The organism is Streptomyces sp. NBC_00316, from assembly GCF_036158715.1.
Classification (GTDB): domain Bacteria; phylum Actinomycetota; class Actinomycetes; order Streptomycetales; family Streptomycetaceae; genus Streptomyces.
Genome location: NZ_CP108023.1, coordinates 8,307,759 through 8,326,333 on the forward strand (window position 1 = coordinate 8,307,759; position 18,575 = coordinate 8,326,333).

Annotated in this window: 19 protein-coding genes and 1 pseudogene; 15 read left to right on the plus strand and 5 right to left on the minus strand. The window is 70.6% G+C overall.

Going from position 1 to position 18,575, the window contains the following annotated elements:
• Nucleotides 1-15: 15 nt before the first annotated feature.
• The gene (locus tag OG878_RS37115) at nt 16-1,644 is read right to left on the minus strand and encodes an FAD-dependent oxidoreductase (protein WP_328890837.1); all 1,629 of its coding nucleotides are present in this window, start codon (nt 1,642-1,644) and stop codon (nt 16-18) included.
• A 274-nt stretch (nt 1,645-1,918) separates the two neighbouring features.
• Between OG878_RS37115 and OG878_RS37120 the strand changes: the two genes are divergently transcribed.
• The 7 genes from OG878_RS37120 to OG878_RS37150 all read left to right on the plus strand — a co-directional run bounded on the left by OG878_RS37120 (nt 1,919) and on the right by OG878_RS37150 (nt 7,211).
• Entirely contained in the window at nt 1,919-3,037 is a 1,119-nt protein-coding gene (locus OG878_RS37120; protein WP_328890838.1) for a SchA/CurD-like domain-containing protein, read from the plus strand.
• A 76-nt stretch (nt 3,038-3,113) separates the two neighbouring features.
• The gene (locus tag OG878_RS37125) at nt 3,114-3,548 is read left to right on the plus strand and encodes a cupin domain-containing protein (protein ID WP_328890839.1); all 435 of its coding nucleotides are present in this window, start codon (nt 3,114-3,116) and stop codon (nt 3,546-3,548) included.
• Complete coding sequence (locus tag OG878_RS37130; protein ID WP_328890840.1) at nt 3,545-4,813, plus strand: beta-ketoacyl-[acyl-carrier-protein] synthase family protein; 1,269 nt, start codon at nt 3,545-3,547, stop codon at nt 4,811-4,813. Before OG878_RS37125 ends, OG878_RS37130 begins: the two co-directional genes overlap by 4 nt.
• A complete protein-coding gene (locus tag OG878_RS37135) occupies nt 4,810-6,060 on the plus strand; it encodes a ketosynthase chain-length factor (protein ID WP_328890841.1) in 1,251 nt (416 codons plus the stop codon). The genes OG878_RS37130 and OG878_RS37135 overlap by 4 nt, the downstream gene beginning before the upstream one ends.
• A gap of 16 nt (nt 6,061-6,076) precedes the next feature.
• Nucleotides 6,077-6,334 (plus strand): acyl carrier protein, encoded by a 258-nt coding sequence (locus OG878_RS37140; RefSeq protein ID WP_328890842.1) that lies wholly within the window; start codon nt 6,077-6,079, stop codon nt 6,332-6,334.
• Nucleotide 6,335: 1 nt separating this feature from the next.
• Nucleotides 6,336-6,815: an SRPBCC family protein gene (locus tag OG878_RS37145; RefSeq protein ID WP_328890843.1), complete on the plus strand. Its 480-nt coding sequence runs from the start codon at nt 6,336-6,338 to the stop codon at nt 6,813-6,815.
• Between the two features lie 63 nt (nt 6,816-6,878).
• Nucleotides 6,879-7,211, plus strand: coding sequence for a TcmI family type II polyketide cyclase (locus tag OG878_RS37150; RefSeq protein WP_328890844.1), 333 nt, complete (start codon nt 6,879-6,881; stop codon nt 7,209-7,211).
• Between the two features lie 76 nt (nt 7,212-7,287).
• Here the strand turns inward: OG878_RS37150 and OG878_RS37155 are convergent, their stop codons facing one another.
• The 3 genes from OG878_RS37155 to OG878_RS37165 form a co-directional block, all read right to left on the minus strand.
• Complete coding sequence (locus OG878_RS37155; protein ID WP_328890845.1) at nt 7,288-8,355, minus strand: methyltransferase; 1,068 nt, start codon at nt 8,353-8,355, stop codon at nt 7,288-7,290.
• Nucleotides 8,356-8,390: 35 nt separating this feature from the next.
• Nucleotides 8,391-9,500 (minus strand): right-handed parallel beta-helix repeat-containing protein, encoded by a 1,110-nt coding sequence (locus OG878_RS37160; RefSeq protein WP_328890846.1) that lies wholly within the window; start codon nt 9,498-9,500, stop codon nt 8,391-8,393.
• 203 nt (nt 9,501-9,703) lie between these two features.
• Nucleotides 9,704-11,323 carry an acyl-CoA synthetase gene (locus OG878_RS37165; protein WP_328890847.1) on the minus strand — a complete coding sequence of 540 codons (1,620 nt, stop codon included), beginning with the start codon at nt 11,321-11,323 and terminating at the stop codon, nt 9,704-9,706.
• Nucleotides 11,324-11,490: 167 nt separating this feature from the next.
• Here OG878_RS37165 and OG878_RS37170 point away from each other — a divergent pair, with 167 nt between their 5' ends.
• The 5 genes from OG878_RS37170 (at nt 11,491) to OG878_RS37190 (ending at nt 15,813) form a co-directional block, all read left to right on the plus strand.
• Nucleotides 11,491-12,291: a crotonase/enoyl-CoA hydratase family protein gene (locus OG878_RS37170; protein ID WP_328890848.1), complete on the plus strand. Its 801-nt coding sequence runs from the start codon at nt 11,491-11,493 to the stop codon at nt 12,289-12,291.
• Nucleotides 12,292-12,306: 15 nt separating this feature from the next.
• Nucleotides 12,307-13,251: a Zn-ribbon domain-containing OB-fold protein gene (locus tag OG878_RS37175; protein WP_328890849.1), complete on the plus strand. Its 945-nt coding sequence runs from the start codon at nt 12,307-12,309 to the stop codon at nt 13,249-13,251.
• Complete coding sequence (locus OG878_RS37180; protein WP_328890850.1) at nt 13,252-14,304, plus strand: thiolase domain-containing protein; 1,053 nt, start codon at nt 13,252-13,254, stop codon at nt 14,302-14,304.
• Nucleotides 14,297-15,463, plus strand: a complete 1,167-nt coding sequence (locus OG878_RS37185) for a thiolase domain-containing protein (protein ID WP_328890851.1) — start codon at nt 14,297-14,299, stop codon at nt 15,461-15,463. The genes OG878_RS37180 and OG878_RS37185 overlap by 8 nt, the downstream gene beginning before the upstream one ends.
• A 107-nt stretch (nt 15,464-15,570) precedes the next feature.
• Nucleotides 15,571-15,813: a DUF397 domain-containing protein gene (locus OG878_RS37190; RefSeq protein WP_328890852.1), complete on the plus strand. Its 243-nt coding sequence runs from the start codon at nt 15,571-15,573 to the stop codon at nt 15,811-15,813.
• Between the two features lie 24 nt (nt 15,814-15,837).
• Here OG878_RS37190 and OG878_RS37195 read toward each other — a convergent pair whose 3' ends face one another.
• Nucleotides 15,838-16,035, minus strand: coding sequence for a pyridoxine 5'-phosphate oxidase C-terminal domain-containing protein (locus OG878_RS37195; protein ID WP_328890853.1), 198 nt, complete (start codon nt 16,033-16,035; stop codon nt 15,838-15,840).
• Between the two features lie 826 nt (nt 16,036-16,861).
• Here OG878_RS37195 and OG878_RS37205 point away from each other — a divergent pair.
• The 3 genes and pseudogenes from OG878_RS37205 to OG878_RS37215 form a co-directional block, all read left to right on the plus strand.
• Nucleotides 16,862-17,269, plus strand: a complete 408-nt coding sequence (locus OG878_RS37205) for an ACT domain-containing protein (RefSeq protein ID WP_328890854.1) — start codon at nt 16,862-16,864, stop codon at nt 17,267-17,269.
• 87 nt (nt 17,270-17,356) lie between these two features.
• Complete coding sequence (locus OG878_RS37210; protein WP_328890855.1) at nt 17,357-17,857, plus strand: hypothetical protein; 501 nt, start codon at nt 17,357-17,359, stop codon at nt 17,855-17,857.
• A 307-nt stretch (nt 17,858-18,164) separates the two neighbouring features.
• Nucleotides 18,165-18,530 (plus strand): annotated as a pseudogene (locus tag OG878_RS37215) (glycoside hydrolase N-terminal domain-containing protein); the annotation flags it as partial.
• Nucleotides 18,531-18,575 lie beyond the last annotated feature (45 nt).

The following is an 18,575-nucleotide window of genomic DNA, read 5'->3' on the forward strand; positions in this document are numbered from 1 at the left end:
CCTGTGACCCGGCCGTCAGTTCCGGCTGAGCACGGTGGCCAGTACCTCGTGCAGGGTGGCCTCCGGGTCGGCCACGGAACCCGTGGACCGCCAGGCGACGAAGCCGTCGGGGCGCACCAGCACCGCGCCCTCGGCGCTCGTGCCGTGGGCCTCGGCCCAGTCCGCCCCGTTCTCCGGCTCCAGATCGGAGCCGGGGCCGACACCGAAGGCGTCGAGCCGCACCGACAGCCGGTCGGCGACGCGCGCCGCAGCCCGGCGCCAGGCCACATCCGCACCGTCGCAGAGCAGCACGAACGACCGCTCGTACAGATCCAGTGTCGACCTGCGCTCGCCCGACCGGCGGACCCACAGATGCGGGGCGCGCGAGCCGGGTTCCCCGTTCAGCTGCATCCCGTGCGGCACCACGGGCTGTTCGGTGTCCGCGCCCATCACGGCACCACGGAGATAGCGGTAGCCCAGCGCCACCGGCAGCATGCCGCCCTGCTTCCCGCCGCCCACACCCGGAGCCGGGACATAGCCGGGGTGGCTGTGCTCGGAGGAGCGAGCCGAGGCCCGCGCACTCGTCGCCCTCGCCACGGGCAGCCGCTCCGCCTCGTACGTGTCCAGCAGCCCCGGACCCGCCTCGCCGCGCAGCACCGCGGCGAGCTTCCAGGCGAGGTTGTGTGCGTCCTGGATTCCGGTGTTGGAGCCGAACGCCCCGGTGGGGGACATCTCGTGGACCGAGTCGCCGACGAGGAACACCCGCCCGGATCCGTACCGTTCGGCGACCCGCTCCGCGGCGTGCCACGGGGCCTTGCCGGTGATCTCCACATCGATGTCCGGCGCACCGGTCGCCCGCCGGATGTGCTCCGCGCACCGCTCGTCGGTGAAGTCGTCGAGAGTCTCGCCCTGTTCGGGCTTCCACGGCGCGTGGAACACCCAGTCCTGCTTGTTGTCCACCGGCAACAGGGCGCCGTCCGCAGCCGGGTTGGTCAGGTAGCACACGATGAAGCGCCGGTCGCCCACCACATCGGCAAGCTTACGGGACCGGAAGGTGATGCTCACGTTGTGGAACAGGTCGCCGGGTCCCGACTGGCCGATCCGCAGCTGCTCCCGGACCGGACTGCGCGGACCGTCGGCGGCGACGAGATAGTCGGCGCGGACGGTCAGGTGCTCCCCGGTCTCCCGGTTCTTCAGTACCGCGTCCACCGCTGACCCGTTCGGGTCAAAACTCAGCAGCTCGGTGGAGAACCGCAGATCGCCGCCCTGCTCGCGGGCCTGGGCCAGCAGCACCGGCTCCAGATCGTTCTGGCTGCACAGGCACCAGCCGCTCGGGCTGAACCGGGCGAGCCCGCCGCCCGGGTCGATCTCCTTGAACAGCCACTCCTGGTCGTCGCCGGTCAGCGACCCCGCCTGCAGGATGCCGTGGTTGTCCGCGAGGACCGAGGCGGCCGCCCGGATCCGCTGCTCCACCCCCGCCGTGCGGAACACCTCCATCGTCCGCACGTTGTTGCCGCGCCCCCTCGGGTGCGTGGAGGTGGCGGCGTGTTTCTCGACCAGCAGATGCCCGATGCCGAGCCGGCCGAGGAAAAGTGACGTGGACAGGCCCACCAGGGAGCCGCCCACGATGAGGACTGGTACGTGGTGGTCGACGTTCTCGTTCATCAGTTGCTCCAGTAGGACGCCGTACAGATGCACTGTCCATGCCCTTGCGGGAGCCGATCGGACGGCAGCCGGAGTCCTGCTCACCTGAACGGTTCATAAATCTCGCGTCAGGCGGACCAGCGTTTCACGATCGGTCACGGAGAGATGCCCGCGCTCCGGGGGCGGACCGTACACATCCGCCGGGAGAAGCCCCGCTCCGATTCCACTCGACAACCGACGGCCGGCGGTCGGCCCACCGGTCCGGTCACCCCACCGTCTCGAAGGAGAGCGCAACATGACCACCCTCTCGGAACGGATCTCGCAGTCCGCCTTCGACGGCTCCAGGCTGCGGATCGTTCTGCTGCTCGATCTGTACGACGGAGCCCAGAAGCAATTCCTGGAGGCGTACGAGGACATGCGCAACCAGGTGGCATCCGTCCCCGGCCACATCAGCGACCAGCTGTGCCAGTCGATCGAGAACCCCTCCCAGTGGCTCATCACCAGCGAGTGGGAGAGCGCCCCGCCCTTCCTCGCCTGGGTCAACAGCGAGGAACACGTCAGGACGGTCCAGCCCCTGCACAGCTGCGTACGCGACACCCGTTCGCTGCGCTACAGCATCCTGCGCGAGACCGGCAAGGCCTTCGAGAACCGGCCGGCGCCGGCCAAGGGCGGCCTCCAGTCCTCACCACGCCTCGGCGACGGCGTTGTGCGCCACGCGCTCACGTTCACCGTCCGGCCGGGCACCGAGGAGATCGTCGCCAAGATCCTCGCCGACTACGACGCACCGCAGTCACGGGTCGACGAGCACACCCGGCTGCGCCGCACCTCGCTGTTCATGCACGGCAACCGGGTCGTACGGGCGGTGGAGGTCGAGGGAGACCTCCTCGCGGCGCTGCGCCACGTATCCCGGCAGCCCGAGATCAGGGCCGTCGAGGAAGCCATCAACCCGTACCTGGAGCAGGACCGGGATCTCAGCGACCCCGACTCCGCCCGGATGTTCTTCACCCGGGCCGCGCTGCCCACGGTCCACCACGTGACGACGGGCCGGCACGAAGCCGCCGAGATCCGCCGCCACGCGCTCTTCTACCAGGCCAAGGAGGGCTGCGGCATGGCGCTCGCCCGGCTCCTCGCCGGGCACGACGAGGAGGCCGCCGACGACCGGACGAGCCAGATCGCCAGCAGCACCATCTTCCAGCGCGACGACATCGTCGTCCGGCTCCTCGAGGCCGTCGGCCCGCTCGACGCACAGGCCGCGCAGGCAGTCGGGGTCGACGGTCCCGGCAAGGTGGCCAGGCTCGGCCGTCTCCTCGACGAGGACGCCAACGCCGTCCCCACGAACGACCGGGAGATCTCGCGCTTCATCAAGCACGCCGAGATGACGCTGATCACCGATCGGCGGGCCGCGGAGTCCTGAGCCGCGCGTCAGCACCCTGGGGGGTTCTCGCTCAACCCGTCAACATCACGCGCACTGCGCCAGGAGGAAAGCAGTCATGACCACGCACCGGCCACGCATCGTGGACCTCAGTGAGACTCAGCCCAACCGCAGGCGCGGAGGCGATCTGCGCGCCATGCTCACGCCGACGGCAGTGGGAGCCACCAGCGGCTTCATGGGGCTGGCCATCGTGCAGCCCGGCGACCGCATCGGCGAGCACTACCACCCGTACTCCGAGGAATTCGTCTACGTGGTGAACGGTCTCCTGGAGGTGGACCTGGACGGTGAGGCACACGCCCTGCGACCCGACCAGGGTCTGCTGATCCCTCCGCATGTACGTCACCGGTTCCGCAACGTGGGCGACGTGGAAGCGCGCATGGTCTTCCACCTCGGCCCGCTCGCCCCGCGCCCGGAGCTCGGCCATGTGGACACCGAGCACACCGAAACCGCCGACCGGGCGGCGCCGCCAGAACGAGCCGAGGCCGCTTCATGACCCGGCGCGTGGCGGTCACCGGGGTGGGTGTAGTGGCCCCGGGCGGAATCGGAGCACCGGCCTTCTGGGACCTCCTGGCGAGCGGGCGCACCGCGACACGCGGCATCACCCTGTTCGACCCGGCCGGGTTCCGTTCCCGGATCGCGGCCGAGTGCGACTTCGATCCGGCGGCGCACGGCTTCGACGAGGAGGAGATCGCACGCGCGGACCGGTACGTCCAGTTCGCGCTGGTCGCCGCCCGCGAAGCGATCGGCGACGCCGGTCTCGATGTGGAGAAGACGGATCCCTGGCGGATCGGCGTGTCCCTCGGCACGGCTGTCGGGGGCACGACCCGGCTGGAGCACGACTACGTGGCCGTGAGCGGCAGCGGGGCCCGCTGGGACGTCGACCCCCGGCCTGCCGGTCGCCACCTGGAGCGGGCCTTCTCACCCAGCGCCCTTGCCTCGGCGGTGGCCGAGGAGGTCGGCGCGCACGGCCCGGTGCAGACCGTCTCGACGGGCTGCACCTCCGGGCTCGACGCGATCGGGTACGCCTTCCAGTCCATCGAGGAGGGCCACGTCGACGTCTGCATCGCCGGCGCGTCCGACTCGCCGATCACCCCCATCACGGTGGCCTGCTTCGACGCGATCAAGGCGACCTCGGCGAACAACGACGACCCGGAGCACGCCTCCCGGCCGTTCGACGCCCGCCGGGACGGTTTCGTCATGGGCGAGGGCGGAGCCGTGCTCGTCCTGGAGGAGCTGGAACACGCCCGCGCCCGCGGCGCGACCGTCTACTGCGAGATCGCCGGCTACGCCACCTTCGGCAACGCCTACCACATGACCGGGCTGACCCCCGAAGGACTGGAGATGGCCGAGGCCATCAACCGGGCTCTGGCCCATGGCCGGATAGATGGCTCGCAGATCGACTACGTCAACGCGCACGGTTCCGGCACCAAGCAGAACGACCGGCACGAGACGGCCGCGGTGAAACGGGCGCTGGGGCAGCACGCCTACAAGGTGCCCATGAGCTCCATCAAGTCCATGGTCGGTCACTCGCTCGGAGCCATCGGCGCCATCGAGATCGCCGCGTGTGTGCTCGCGCTGGTCAATCAGACGGTGCCGCCGACGGCGAACTACGAGACACCCGATCCCGAGTGCGACCTCGACTACGTGCCGCGTACCGCACGGCCCCTGAAACTGCGCAGCGTCCTGTCGGTCGGCAGCGGCTTCGGAGGATTCCAGTCCGCGGTGGCCCTGACCAGAACAGGCGGGAGGACACGATGAGCACCCGAGAGACCCGGCGCACCGTCGTCACGGGCATTGGTGTCGTTGCCCCCAACGGCACGACCACGGAATCGTTCTGGAAGAGGACGCTGGAGGGCCAGAACTTCCTCGGCCGCGTCACCCGCGAGGGCTGCGAACATCTGCCGCTGCGGGTCGCGGGCGAGGTCAGAGGCTTCGACCCGGTGGACCTCGTCGAAGAGCGCTACCTCGTACAGACCGACCGGTTCACCCACTTCGCCATGGCCGCTGCGGACCTCGCCCTCGACGACGCCCGGCTCGGCCGGGCCGACTACGAGAGCGCCCCGTTCGGCGTGGGAGTGGTGACCGCCGCCGGGTCCGGCGGCGGCGAGTTCGGCCAGCGCGAACTGCAACGGCTGTGGGGGCAGGGGTCCAAGTTCGTGGGCCCCTACCAGTCCATCGCCTGGTTCTACGCCGCCAGCACCGGCCAGATCTCCATTCGGGGCGGCTTCAAGGGGCCGTGCGCCGTCGTCGCCAGCGACGAGGCGGGTGGCCTGGACGCGCTGGCGCACGCCGCGCGGACCATCCGCCGAGGCGCCGACGCGGTGGTCGTCGGCGCGGCCGAGGCGCCGCTGGCCCCGTACTCGGTCGTCTGCCAACTCGGATACCAGGACCTGAGTGTCTGCGACGACCCCGCTCGGGCGTACCGCCCCTTCACCGCCGAAGCCTGCGGCTTCGTGCCGGCCGAGGGCGGCGCCATGCTCGTGGTCGAGGAAGAGGGAGCGGTACTGCGCCGCGGCGCCAAGGTCCGGGCCGAACTGGCGGGCCATGCCGCGACGTTCACCGGCGCGTCCCGGTGGGCGGAGTCCCGGGAGGGCCTGTCCCGGGCGATCAGCGCCGCGCTGCGGGAGGCCGGCTGCGCGCCGGAGGAGATCGACGTGATCTTCGCCGACGGGCTCGGCGTGCCCGCGGCCGACCGCGCCGAGGCGCTGGCCATCGTCGACGCGCTCGGTGCGCACGGCCGGCGCGTACCGGTGACCGCGCCCAAGAGCGGTATCGGCAGGGCCTACTGCGGTGCGCCGGTGATGGACGTGGCCTCTGCCGTACTGGCCATGGAGGACGGTCTCATACCGCCCACGCCCAATGTGGTCGACGTGTGCCACGACCTCGACGTGGTCACAGGCCCGGCGCGCCCCGCGGAGCTGCGGACGGCGCTCGTTCTGAGCCGCGGCCTCATGGGCTCGAACGCGGCAATGGTGCTCCGGCACCCCACCGACACCCACGCCTGACAAGGAGAAGCCTCTCATGACCGATCCACTGACCTACAACGAGCTGGCCGCACTGATGAAGAAGGGCGCGGGAGTCTCCGTCGACCCGATGGAGATGGAGAACCGGCCCGCGTCCGGCTTCGACGAGTTCGGCCTGGACTCGCTCGGTCTCCTCGGCATCGTCGGCGTGCTGGAGAACCGGCACGGCCAGGCGCTCCCCGCCGACGCGGACCGCTGCAAGACGCCTCGCGAATTCCTCGACCTGGTCAACAACACCCTCATGACAGGAGCCTGAAGTGTCCGGACACACCGAGAACGAGATCACCATTGCCGCACCCCTGGACCTGGTCTGGGACGTGACGAACGACCTCGAGAACTGGCCGCGGCTGTTCAGCGAGTACGCGGCCGTCGAAGTCATCGAGCGCGACGGCGAGCGGACGACGTTCCGGCTGACGATGCACCCCGACGAGAACGGCAAGGTCTGGAGCTGGGTCTCCGAGCGCACCCCCGACCGCGCCGCACGCACCGTCGTCGCCCGCCGCGTCGAGCCCGGCCCGTTCCAGCACATGGACATCCGGTGGACGTACTCGGAGGTCCCCGGTGGCACCAAGCTGCACTGGGTCCAGGACTTCGCGATGCGGCCCGACGCGCCCGTCGACGACGCGTGGATGACCGACAACATCAACCGCAACTCCCGCGTCCAGATGGAACTCATCCGGGACAAGATCGAGCAGCGCGACCGTGAGCGCCGTACGGCCCCGGTCAGCGCCCGCTGACGCTCCGCCCGACCACGCCCGGCCACCTCGCCGCACGGCGGGTACCAGAAAGGCATCCTCCCGATGCACCATGCTCTGATCGTCGCACGTATGGCGCCGGATTCCGCGCCCGACATCGCCGAATTGTTCGCGGCCTCGGACGGCAGCGAACTGCCGCACCTGGTCGGCGTGAACCGGCGCAAACTGTTCCAGTTCGGCGACGTCTATCTGCATCTGATCGAGTCCGACCGCCCGCCGGGCCCGGAGATCGCGAAGGTGCACCAGCACCCGGAGTTCCAGGACCTCAGCCAGAAGCTCACCGCGTACATCAGTCCGTACGACCCGGAGACCTGGCGTGGTCCGAAGGACGCGATGGCGCACGAGTTCTACAAGTGGGAGCGCGACTCCACCGCCTGAGCGAGCAAACGATCGCCCCGGGTGCGGCCCAACGGCCGGACCCGGGGCGATTTCACGGACCGGAGGAGGGAACGGGTCAGCTCGGCACGACGCATTCGAACGCGTGCAGATAGGAGTTGACCGGACTCATGTCCCCGACGATCAGCCCGGCCTCCGTCATCCGGTCGACCAGGCTCTGCTTGGTGTGCTTCGCGCCGCCGACATTGAGGAGCAGCAGCAGGTCCATGGCGGTGGTGAACCGCATCGAGGGGGTGTCGTCGACCAGGTTCTCGATGATCACGACCCGGGCGCCCGGGCGGGCGGCCGCAATGACATTGCGCAGCGTCCGGCGGGTGCTCTCGTCGTCCCATTCCAGGATGTTCTTGATGATGTAGAGGTCGGCCTCGACCGGGATCGCCTCGCGGCAGTCCCCGGCAACGATGCGGGCCCGTGCGGCGAGCGGACCGGCGTCGCGCAGCCGGGCATCCGCCCGGGCCACCACGCCCGGCAGATCCATCAGCGTGCCGCGGACCGCCGGGTGCTTCTCGAGCAGGCTGGCGAGCACATGTCCCTGACCGCCGCCGATGTCGGCGACCTCGGACACCCCGGTGAGGTCGAGGAGTTCGGCGACATCCAGTGCGGACTGCATGCTGGAGGTGGTCATGGCCCGGTTGAAGACATGGGCGGACTCGTGCGCGTCCTCGTGGAGGTAGTCGAAGAACTCCTTGCCGAACACCTCGGGGAAGACGCTCGCGCCCGAGCGCACCGCGTCGTCCAGGCGCGGCCAGACCTCCCAGGTCCAGGGCTCGGTGCACCACAGGGAGATGTACCGCAGGCTGTTCGGGTCGTCCTCACGCAGCAGCCGGGACATGTCGGTGTGGGTGAAGTCGCCGTCTGCGGTCTCGGCGAAGATCCCGTAGCAGGACAGGGCGCGCAGCAGGCGCTTCAGCGGCTGCGGCTCGGTGTTCAGCTTCGCCGCGAGCTCCGCCGCGCCGGCGGGCGTCTCGCCGAGCGCGTCGGCGACGCCCAGCCGGGCCGCCGCGCGCACGGCGGCGGCGCAGGCCGCGCCGAAGACGATCTCACGCAGCCGCATCCCCGGCTGCGGGGTCTGCAGGGGAGTGGTGGCGATGGGGGTGGTGGTGGGGGTGGTGCTCACGGTGGTCATAGCGTCTCGCTTCTCCTAGTGCGGGGGGACTTCGGTCAGCACATCCCGGCCGGTGCGGACGTCGCGCATACGTTGCCGGTGAACTTGTTGCCGTTTCCGGTTTCCTGGTTGGTCAGGTCCGCGGGCCGGTTGCCCGATGCCCGGTTGTCGCTGACGGTGTTACCCGTGTTGTGCGCGCCCACGAAGCTCTTGAAGAGCACGATCCCGCCCGAGAGCGGCGTGGCGCCCACGTTGTTGTCGACGGTGTTCGAGCGCACGATGGTGTCCACGGTGCCGGTGAGGATGATTCCGGATCCTTGGATGGCGGGCAGTCGCTCGGTCTTGACGCAGAACTTGTTGTTCTTGGTGACCCGGTTGTGCTGGATGGTCATCGCACCGGCCTGCGGCTTGCCCTCGTCGCCCACGACGAACACACCGCTGCAGTTGCCGGTGAGGGTGTTGTCGTGGATCGAGAGGTTGCGGAGCCGGCGGACGGTGAGGCCGATCCGGTTGTCCGTCATCGTGTTGTCGCGCACTTCGGTGCCCCGGGTGTCGGTGGCGCCGCCCTCCTCGCTCACGGTGTTGGCGACGAAGATGCCGGCGTCGCCGTTCGCGCGGGCGGTGTTGCCCCGGAATTCGCCGCGGGTGGACCGCTCCTGGGCGATGCCCCAGATGCCGTTCGAGCGGGAGGTCACCTTCCGGACCGACAGCTTGTCGGTCCAGGTGGCCCAGACCCCGTTCTTCTTGAATCCGGAGACGGTCAGCGATTCGAGGCGCACACCGTCGACGGTGTGGCCCTTCTTGCCCTGGACACAGATGCCGTTGCCGGCCTTCGCGCAGGCGTTGGCCGCCTTGGTCCCGGCCGCGGCAGGCATGATCACTGTGCGGTCCGGGGTGCCGCGCAGGGTCAGGCGCGCCTTCGTGATCAGGACGCTCTCGTGGTAAGTGCCGGGCTTGACGACGATGGTGTCACCCGGCCGGGCGGCGTCCACCGCGGCCTGGATCGACTTGCCCGCGTGTACTTCGCGTACGACAGGGGAATCCGCGGAGCCCGAGGAAGCCTTCGAGCCCGAGGAAGCTGCGGTACAGGCCGGCACAGTGACGCCCACCGCGGCCGTCGAGACGGCCGCGAGGCAGATGAGCTGTTTGTAGCTTCGTTTCTTCATGAGCCGAAGCTATGGGCGATACCCCCCTTGTGCCACGCAGGGTGAGCGGTTGGACACATCACGTGCCCGAATGGCTTACGCGCGGACAGTCGTCCCGCGCAAGTGGTGGATGCGCGGCGGCGCACTCGGGTGAGACCTGACGGCTCGGTCCGGTGCGCGCACCGGGGCCGGTGCGGGGCAGGGGACGGCGGTCAGCCCTGCGGTCATCCGCGGTCCGGCGCGACGACCGACCGGGCCCACCGGTAGTCGGCCTTGCCGCTCGGCGAGCGCTGGATCCGGGGGGTGATCACCAGCTGCCGGGGGATCTTGTAGCCGGCGAGACGGCTCCGGCAGTGGGCCTGGATGTCCGCGAGCGAGGGTTCGGCAGCACTTTCGCGCAGCTGTACGACCGCTGCGACATGGTTGCCCCACCGTTCGTCGGGCACGCCGGTGACCAGGGCGTCGTACACGTCCGGATGGGCCTTGAGCGCCTGCTCGACCTCCTCCGGGTACACCTTCTCGCCCCCGGTGTTGATGCACTGCGAGCCCCTGCCGAGGACGGTGACGACGCCGTCCTCGTCGACGGTGGCCATGTCGCCGAGCAGTACCCACCGCTCCTCGCCCCTGCGGAAGAACGTCTCCGCGGTCTTCCGGGGGTCGTTGTAGTAGCCGAGCGGTACATGGCCCCGCTGCGCGATCCTGCCGGTCCGGCCCGGTGCCACCGGTTCGTACGTCGCCGGGTCGACGACCGCCGTACGGGAGTTGACCTGGATGCGGAACCCGTTCCCCGGCCCGGAGTCGGCCGTCGCCGTGCCGTTGAAACCGGACTCGGACGAGCCGAAGTTGTTGAGCAGCATCACGGTGGGCACCAGGGCCTGGAACTCCGCGCGCACCGAGTCGGACATGACCGCGCCCGAGCTGGAGACGGAGAACAGCGAGGAGCAGTCGGTGCCCGTCAGCGGCCCGTTCAGCGCGTCGATCAGCGGTCGCAGCATCGCGTCGCCCACCAGCGACACGCTGGTGACCTTCTCCTTCTCGATCGTACGGAGCACCTCCTCGGGCACGAACTTGCGGTGGATGACGACCCGCTGCCCGAAGTTGAAGCCGATGAACGCGGTCAGTGTCGAGGTGCCGTGCATCAGCGGGGGAGTGGGGAAGAACGTGATGCCGTCGCCGCCCGCCGCCACCCGCTCCGCCAGCTCCTGCGGGGTCTTCACCGGCTCACCGGTCGGGGCGCCGCCACCGAGGCCGGAGAAGAAGAGGTCCTCCTGGCGCCACATCACGCCTTTGGGCATGCCCGTGGTGCCGCCGGTGTAGATGATGAACTGGTCGTCGGCCGTTCGGGGTGCGAACCCGCGTCCGGGGTCCCCGGCCGCCTCGGCGTCGGCGAACGCCACGGCGTCCGGACCAGGGGCGCCCGCCACCGGCGTTCCGACCCGCAGGAGATGGCGGAGTGCCGGCGCCTTCGGTGCGGCAGTCGCGACCCGCTCGTCGAACTCGGCGTCGAAGACCAGGGCAGCCAGATCCGCGTCCCGGTAGAGGTAGACCAATTCATCTTCCACATACCGGTAGTTGACATTGACCGGGACAATGCGCGCCTTGAGGCAGGCCAGTACGGTCTGGAGGTACTCGATGCCGTTGTAGAGGTGGAGCCCGAGGTGCTCGCCGGGGGTCAGACCCGCGTCGATCAGATGGTGGGCGATCCGGTTGGCGGCGCCGTCCAGCTCTGCATAGGTGAGCCGCCGCTCGGCACCCGTACCGGGATGGTCGAGATACACGAGCGCCTCGCGATCCGGGACCGCGTCGACGACCGACTCGAACAGGTCGGCAAGGTTGTACTCCACCGTTCCTCCTGACCCCGGATGCTGAGTGGTCCGGCGGTCATTAGAGCGCCGACCGGTAGAACTGGGAAGAGGCGCCGTAGAAGAAATCTGACTGCCTGTCAGAAAACTATTGAACTGGACACCCGCCTACTGCAACCTGTTCTAGATCTGGAGACGGGAGGCAGGCAATGGGTGGTACGGAACACCTCACCGTGCAGCGCGAAGGCGCCACACTGGTGCTCACCCTGAATAGGCCGGAGGCGAAGAACGCGCTCTCGCTGCCGATGCTGGTCGGGCTGTACGACGGCTGGCTGGCCGCGGACGAGGACGACGGGATCCGCTCCGTCGTCCTCACCGGCGCAGGGGGCTCCTTCTGCGCCGGCATGGACCTCAAGGCCCTCGCGGGCAAGGGGATGGAGGGCGAGCAGTACCGGGACCGGATGACGGCCGACCCCGATCTGCACTGGAAGGCGATGCTGCGCCACCACAGGCCCCGCAAGCCGGTGATCGCCGCCGTCGAGGGGTACTGCGTGGCGGGCGGAACCGAAATCCTGCAGGGCACCGACATCCGTATCGCCGGATCGAGCGCCACCTTCGGGCTCTTCGAGGTCAAGCGCGGCCTGTTCCCCATCGGAGGCTCGACGGTACGGCTGCCCCGGCAGATCGCCCGCACCCACGCCCTCGAAATGCTCCTGACCGGACGTCCCTACAGCGCCGACGAAGCGGCCGGTATCGGACTGATCGGCCGGGTCGTCCCCGACGGCACCGCACTGGAGCACGCCCTCGACATCGCGGAGCGGATCAACGCCTGCGGCCCGCTCGCCGTCGAGGCCGTCAAGGCCTCCGTGTACGAGACCGCCGAGATGACCGAGACCGACGGGCTCGCCGCCGAACTCAAGCGCGGCTGGCCGCTGTTCGCGACCGCCGACGCCAAGGAAGGCGCCCGCGCCTTCGCCGAGAAGCGCCCGCCCGTCTACCGGCGCGCCTGAGCCAAGGAGACAACCGTGCCCGACGTCCTCAGCGCCCCGCTGGTGGTCGAGTTCCCCTTCACCCGCTCCCTCGGCCCGGTCCAGAGCGCCTTCCTGACCGGGCTGCGCGAACGGACCGTGCTCGGCGTGCGGACCGCCGACGGAAAAATCCTGGTCCCGCCCGTCGAGTACGACCCCGTCACCGCGGAGGAACTGCGCGAACTGGCCGAGGTCGCCACCACCGGCACCATCACCACCTGGGCCTGGAACCCGGCTCCGCGCCGCGATCAGCCGCTGGCCACCCCGTTCGCCTGGGTGCTGGTGAAGCTGGACGGGGCCGACACCGCCCTGCTCCATGTCCTCGACGCGCCGGGACCCGAAGCCGTGCACACCGGTCTGCGGGTCCGGATCCGCTGGGCCCGGCAACGGACCGGTGCCATCACGGACATCGCCTGCTTCGAACCGTACGAGAGCGAGGACACGGCCGAAAGTACCCCGCACAGCGGCGAGTTCGCCGACCCCGTCACCGGCATCGTCACCCCGGCCCGCCTCGACTACACGTACACCCCCGGCCGCGCCCAGAGCGCGTACCTCAACGCCCTCTCCGAGCAGCGCACCGTCGGCGAGCGCTGCCCGTCCTGCCGCAAGGTGTACGTCCCGCCCCGCGGCGTCTGCCCCACCTGCGGCGTCGCCACCGCCGAACAGGTCGAGGTCGGCCCGCGCGGCACCGTGACCACGTACTGCATCGTCAACATCAAGGCGAGGAACCTCGACATCGAAGTCCCGTACGTCTACGCCCACATCGCCCTCGACGGCGCCGACCTCGCCCTGCACGGGCGGATCGGGGGCATCCCGTACGACCAGGTGCGCATGGGTCTGCGGGTCGAGCCCGTCTGGACCGAGGGCGGCCGCCACCCCGACCACTACCGGCCCACCGGCGAGCCGGACGCCGACTACGACGCGTACAAGGAGCTGCTCTAGATGCGAGACGTAGCGATCGTCGCCTTCGCGCAGACGGACCATCTGCGGCGCACCGACGACCTCTCCGAAGTCGAGATGCTCATGCCGGTCCTGCACCAGGTCCTCGACACGACCGGCCTGAGGGCGAGCGACCACGGCTTCACCTGCTCGGGATCCAGCGACTACCTCGGCGGCCGCGCCTTCTCCTTCACCATGGCCCTCGACGGCGTCGGTGCCCACCCGCCGATCTCCGAGTCCCATGTAGAGATGGACGGCGCCTGGGCGCTGTACGAGGCCTGGGTGAAACTCCGCACCGGCGAGGCGGACACCGCACTCGTCTACGCCTACGGGAAATCGTCGCCCGGCGAACTGCGCGACGTCCTCACCCGCCAGCTCGACCCGTACTACGTCGGTCCGCTGTGGCCCGATTCCGTCGCGCTTGCCGCACTCCAGGCCCAGGCGCTGATCGACGCGGGCGACACCGACGAGACCGCCCTCGCCGCAATCGCCGCCCGCAACCGCACCGCCGCCGCGGACAACCCGCACGCACAGCTCACAGGTCCCGTCCCGGCCGGCGACCATCTCGTCCTGCCGCTGCGCGTGGGTGACTGCCCGCCGGTCGGCGACGGCGCAGCCGCCGTCGTCCTCGCCGCCGGTGACACCGCGCGCTCCCTGTGCACCCGCCCCGCCTGGATCCGCGGCATCGACCATCGCATCGAGGCCCACAGCCTCGGGGTGCGCGATCTGACCGACTCGCCCTCGGCCAGGCTCGCCGCCGAACGTGCCGGCGCCTTCGAACGACCGGTCGACACCGCAGAGCTGCACGCCCCGTTCACCTCCCAGGAGGTCGTGCTGCGCAAGGCCCTCGGGCTCGACGACAGCGTCCGTGTCAACCCGTCCGGCGGGGCGCTCGCCGCCAACCCCGTCATGGCCGCCGGGCTGATCCGGCTCGGCGAGGCCGCGGCCCGCATCCACCGCGGTGCGTCGGACCGCGCACTCGCGCACGCCACCTCGGGACCCTGCCTGCAACAGAACCTGGTCGCCGTCCTCGAAGGGGAGACCGCCCATGCCTAAGGAGCCCGTCGCCGTCGTCGGCATCGGCCAGACCAAACACGTCTCCGCCCGCCGGGACGTCTCCCTCGCCGGCCTCGTCCGCGAGGCCGCCGTACGCGCGCTGGAGGACGCCGCACTGACCTGGGCGGACATCGATGCGGTCGTCATAGGCAAGGCCCCCGACTTCTTCGAGGGCCTGATGATGCCCGAGCTCTATCTCGCCGACGCCCTCGGAGCGGTCGGCAAACCGATGCTCCGCGTGCACACCGCGGGCTCGGTGGGCGGCTCCACCGCGCTCGTCGCCGCCGATCTCGTCGCCGCGCGGGTGCACCGCACGGTGCTCACCCTGGCCTTCGAGAAGCAGTCCGAGTCCAACGCCATGTGGGGCCTGTCGCTGCCCATCCCGTTCCAGCAGCCGCTGCTCGCGGGCGCCGGCGGCTTCTTCGCCCCGCACGTGCGCGCGTACATGCGCCGCACCGGGGCGCCCGATACGGTCGGTTCCCTCGTCGCCTACAAGGACCGGCGCAACGCCCTCAAGAACCCCTACGCGCACATCCACGACCCGGACATCACCCTGGAGAAGGTGCAGGCCGCCCCGATGCTCTGGGACCCGATCCGTTACTCCGAGACCTGCCCGTCCTCGGACGGCGCGTGCGCGATGATCCTCACCGACCGGGCCGGCGCGGACCGTTCACCGCATCCGCCCGCCTGGGTGCACGGCGGCGCGATGCGCAGCGAACCGACCCTGTTCGCCGGCAAGGACTTCGTCTCACCGCAGGCGGGCAAGGACTGCGCGGCCGATGTGTACCGGCAGTCCGGGATCACCGATCCGCGCCGGGAGATCGACGCCGCCGAGATGTACGTCCCGTTCTCCTGGTACGAGCCGATGTGGCTGGAGAACCTCGGCTTCGCCGACGAGGGGGAGGGCTGGAAGCTCACCGAGTCCGGCGTCACCGAACTCGACGGGGACCTGCCGGTGAACCCCTCGGGCGGTGTGCTCTCCACCAACCCCATCGGTGCCTCCGGCATGATCCGCTTCGCCGAGGCGGCGCTGCAGGTACGCGGGCAGGCGGGCGAACACCAGGTGCCGGACGCACGCAAGGCGCTGGGCCACGCGTACGGCGGTGGGGCGCAGTTCTTCTCCATGTGGCTGGTCGGAGCCGAGCCTCCCCGCACCTGAGGCGAGCCCCGTCCCGGACCGGCCGAGCAAGCCTAGCCACCGCGGCCTGTCCGGGACCGCCCGCGGTGGCTAGGCTTTGGCCGGGACGACTAGTGGGAGGAGCCGACGTGGCGGAGAGCACCACCACCCGACAGCCCTTTGCCGGCTGGGACAAGCCGGACCTCGACCTCAGCAACGCCGACTGGCAGTCGGGCACACAGGGGGCCGGGGACGTCCAGATCGCCTTCGTCGAGGGATTCATCGCGATGCGCAACGCCGGGAAGCCCGGCAGCCCTTCGCTGATCTTCACCCCGGCCGAATGGCGGGCCTTCGTGGTGAACGCCCGCGACGGCGAGTTCGACCTCACGTGAGGCGCGGGCCCGCGCGGAACGGACTCAGCGCCACAGCAGCTCGCGCACCCAACCGGGCTCCGTGACACGGTAGTTGAGCCGGGTGTGATTGCGCCGTCCGCCGCCCTGTCGGAACTCCACGGCGGTGTGCGGCCGCACCGAGTGCAGCGTCCATCCCGACGCTACGGGATCCGGCTCCCGCTCCACCCGGGCCGGCGACTCCCGCACCGCCGCGTCACGCACCGCGCGATCCGTCAGCGGGCTGGCCTGCCGTCCGAGCAGCGTCTGCGCCCCGGCCTCCGCGCGACCTGGGCGCCCCGGAGGGACTGACCGCCCGGGTGCGCGAGCGGCCCGGCCTGCTCGGGCACGTCCCGGGAGCCGACGGCCGGGCGGCCGGCTCCGCGCCCGCCGCTGCCCGGACGGCGGATGCCTGGGTGGCCGACGAGGCGAGCCTCGCTGCCATACGGTCCCGGCGCGCCGCCGTCCGGGCGCGCATCGCCCACGCCGTACGCCCTGACGAGCCGAGCCCCGCCGAGGCCCGGAACCTGATGTCCGCACCCGGGGCACCCGAACGGCTCAATGCCGCGGCCGCAGCTGTCCCGACCGTTCCCCGTCCGGGCCGGCCGGACGACGGCGCCCCATCGCCTGCACACCGGGCGACCGGCGCGGCTCATGGATGCCCTGCCCGCCGCCCTGGTGCCTGCCGCGATCGGCTTCGTAGTGCTGTGACCGGAAGGGTTCACCGGCTCGCGGCGTCCGGCACGGCACCTCGCCGCGTTGTCGCATCACCCGAGTACATCCAGTACGCGGGCGATGCTCCGCCTTGCGATGCACCGCACCGGACGCCGCGAGCTTCCCGGCAAACCCTTCCGGTCACAGCACTAGCCGGACCGGAAGGCGCTGCACCGCGCGCCTGCCACGCCCCGCGGTGCGTGCGCTGCTTCATCGAGGAGCACCCCCGCCAGGAGGGGTGCAGGCCGTGCTGCGGACGCGCACGGGTGGCCCGCCACCACGAGCGGCACCGCTCATCGCTCCCGTGGCCGGGGGAACCGCCGGTAGCGTGGTGATCATGACTGGCGAGCGCGACCTGCGAACCCTGCTGAGCGGCATGCGGCCGGAGCTGAACGCCGGCCGGTACGTCTTCACCACGGTGCCCGACGGCGTGGCGCCCACCGGTGTCGCACCCGTGGTGACGGTCACCGAGCGCGAAGGGCTGACCCTGGTGGTCCCGGAGGAGGAAGCCGTTGCCGCAGGGCTGACGTACGACTTCGTAGCGGCTTGGATCACCCTCCGCGTCCACTCTGCGCTGGACGCCGTGGGGCTCACCGCCGCCGTGGCACTCGCCCTCACCGACGTGGGGATGAGCTGCAACGTGGTGGCGGGCTACCACCACGACCATCTGTTCGTCCCGCACGGGCGCGGCGCCGAGGCGGTGCGCGTGCTCGAGGCGCTGGCCATGGAGTCCGGCCAGGACTGACCGGACACGCTTCGGCGCGGAGGCCCGGTGGCCCGGCCTGCGCGGGCCCGGCTCCGCAACGTGAGCCGGCACACGTAACATGGCTGCATGTCCTTCCTCCGCCGCCGTAGCGCCGCCACACCAGCGGGCCCGGATTTCGACGTCCTGGCCATGGACCCGGGGGACTGGCCCGGAAACCTCGGCGCCGGTCTGCTGCCCGCTCCCGACGGGAGCTGCCAGGGTGTCTTCCTGCGGTACGACCTGTTCGGCGGCCGCGGGCCCGCGATGATCATCGGCAATCTCCCGGAGGGCTCGCCCGCGCGCGACACCGAGGAGGGCCAGGTGCCCTTCGAGGTGGCCCAGCTGCTGCTCGCCCTGGAGAACGACGAGCCGGTCGAGGTGACCGGTACCGACGACATGCCGGTGATGCAGGGCGACAACCTGCTGATCGTCCGCCGCGTGAAGCTTTCCGAGACCCGGATCTCCTGCGTTCAGTTCGACCGCAGCGACGGGGTGCTCGTCACCATCGCCAGCTGGGACCGGCCGATCACCGACGATCTGTACACCTTGCTGAAGCCGCTGCCCGCCGAGCTGTTCCAGCAGGGCTGAATCGCCCCTGCCGCGGCCGTCCGCACCGATCCGGACGGCCTCGGGACACTTTTGTCCAACCCTGCGCAGCCTCTGCCCAAAGAGGCTGCTTTGTCATGTACCTGATCCGACCAGCCGTCGGATCTTTGGCGTCGTGCGCCACGACACCCGGACGGCTCGACGCACCACAGTGAAGACAGCCGTCGGCGCAACAGGTGCCCTGGCGCTGGGAGTTCCGACACTGGCTGGACGAGTGGCTGCCGCAAGTAGCTCCGATGAATCGCCCGGATTGCCGGGCCCGGAGGGGGCCAGGCCCCTGGTGGACCCGGTGCTCCGGTACCACACCCCCGCCGCCGGCTGGGAGCGCGAATCACTGCCCACCGGCGGTGGCGCTCTGGATGCGGGTGTCTACGGAACGCTCGCTTCCGAACGGCTCACCTTCAACGAGAAGACGCTGCGGACCGGCGGTCCGGGCTCCATCCGGGCGTACGACTTCGGCAACTGGACCGCCCCCGGACCGGGTGTGTTCACCGCGGCGCAGCAACGCCTCGACCACAAGGGCGCGCTCGACCCCGACACGGTCGCCGCCGAGCTCGGCCAGGCGCGCCGCGGCTACGGCGCCTATCAGGTCTTCGGCGACCTGCTGCTCGACCTGCCGAACGCGCCGGCCGCCCCCGGCTCCTCCTGCCGACGGGCCCTCGGCCTGCGACCGCGACCGCCGCCGTCGCCTGCACGCACC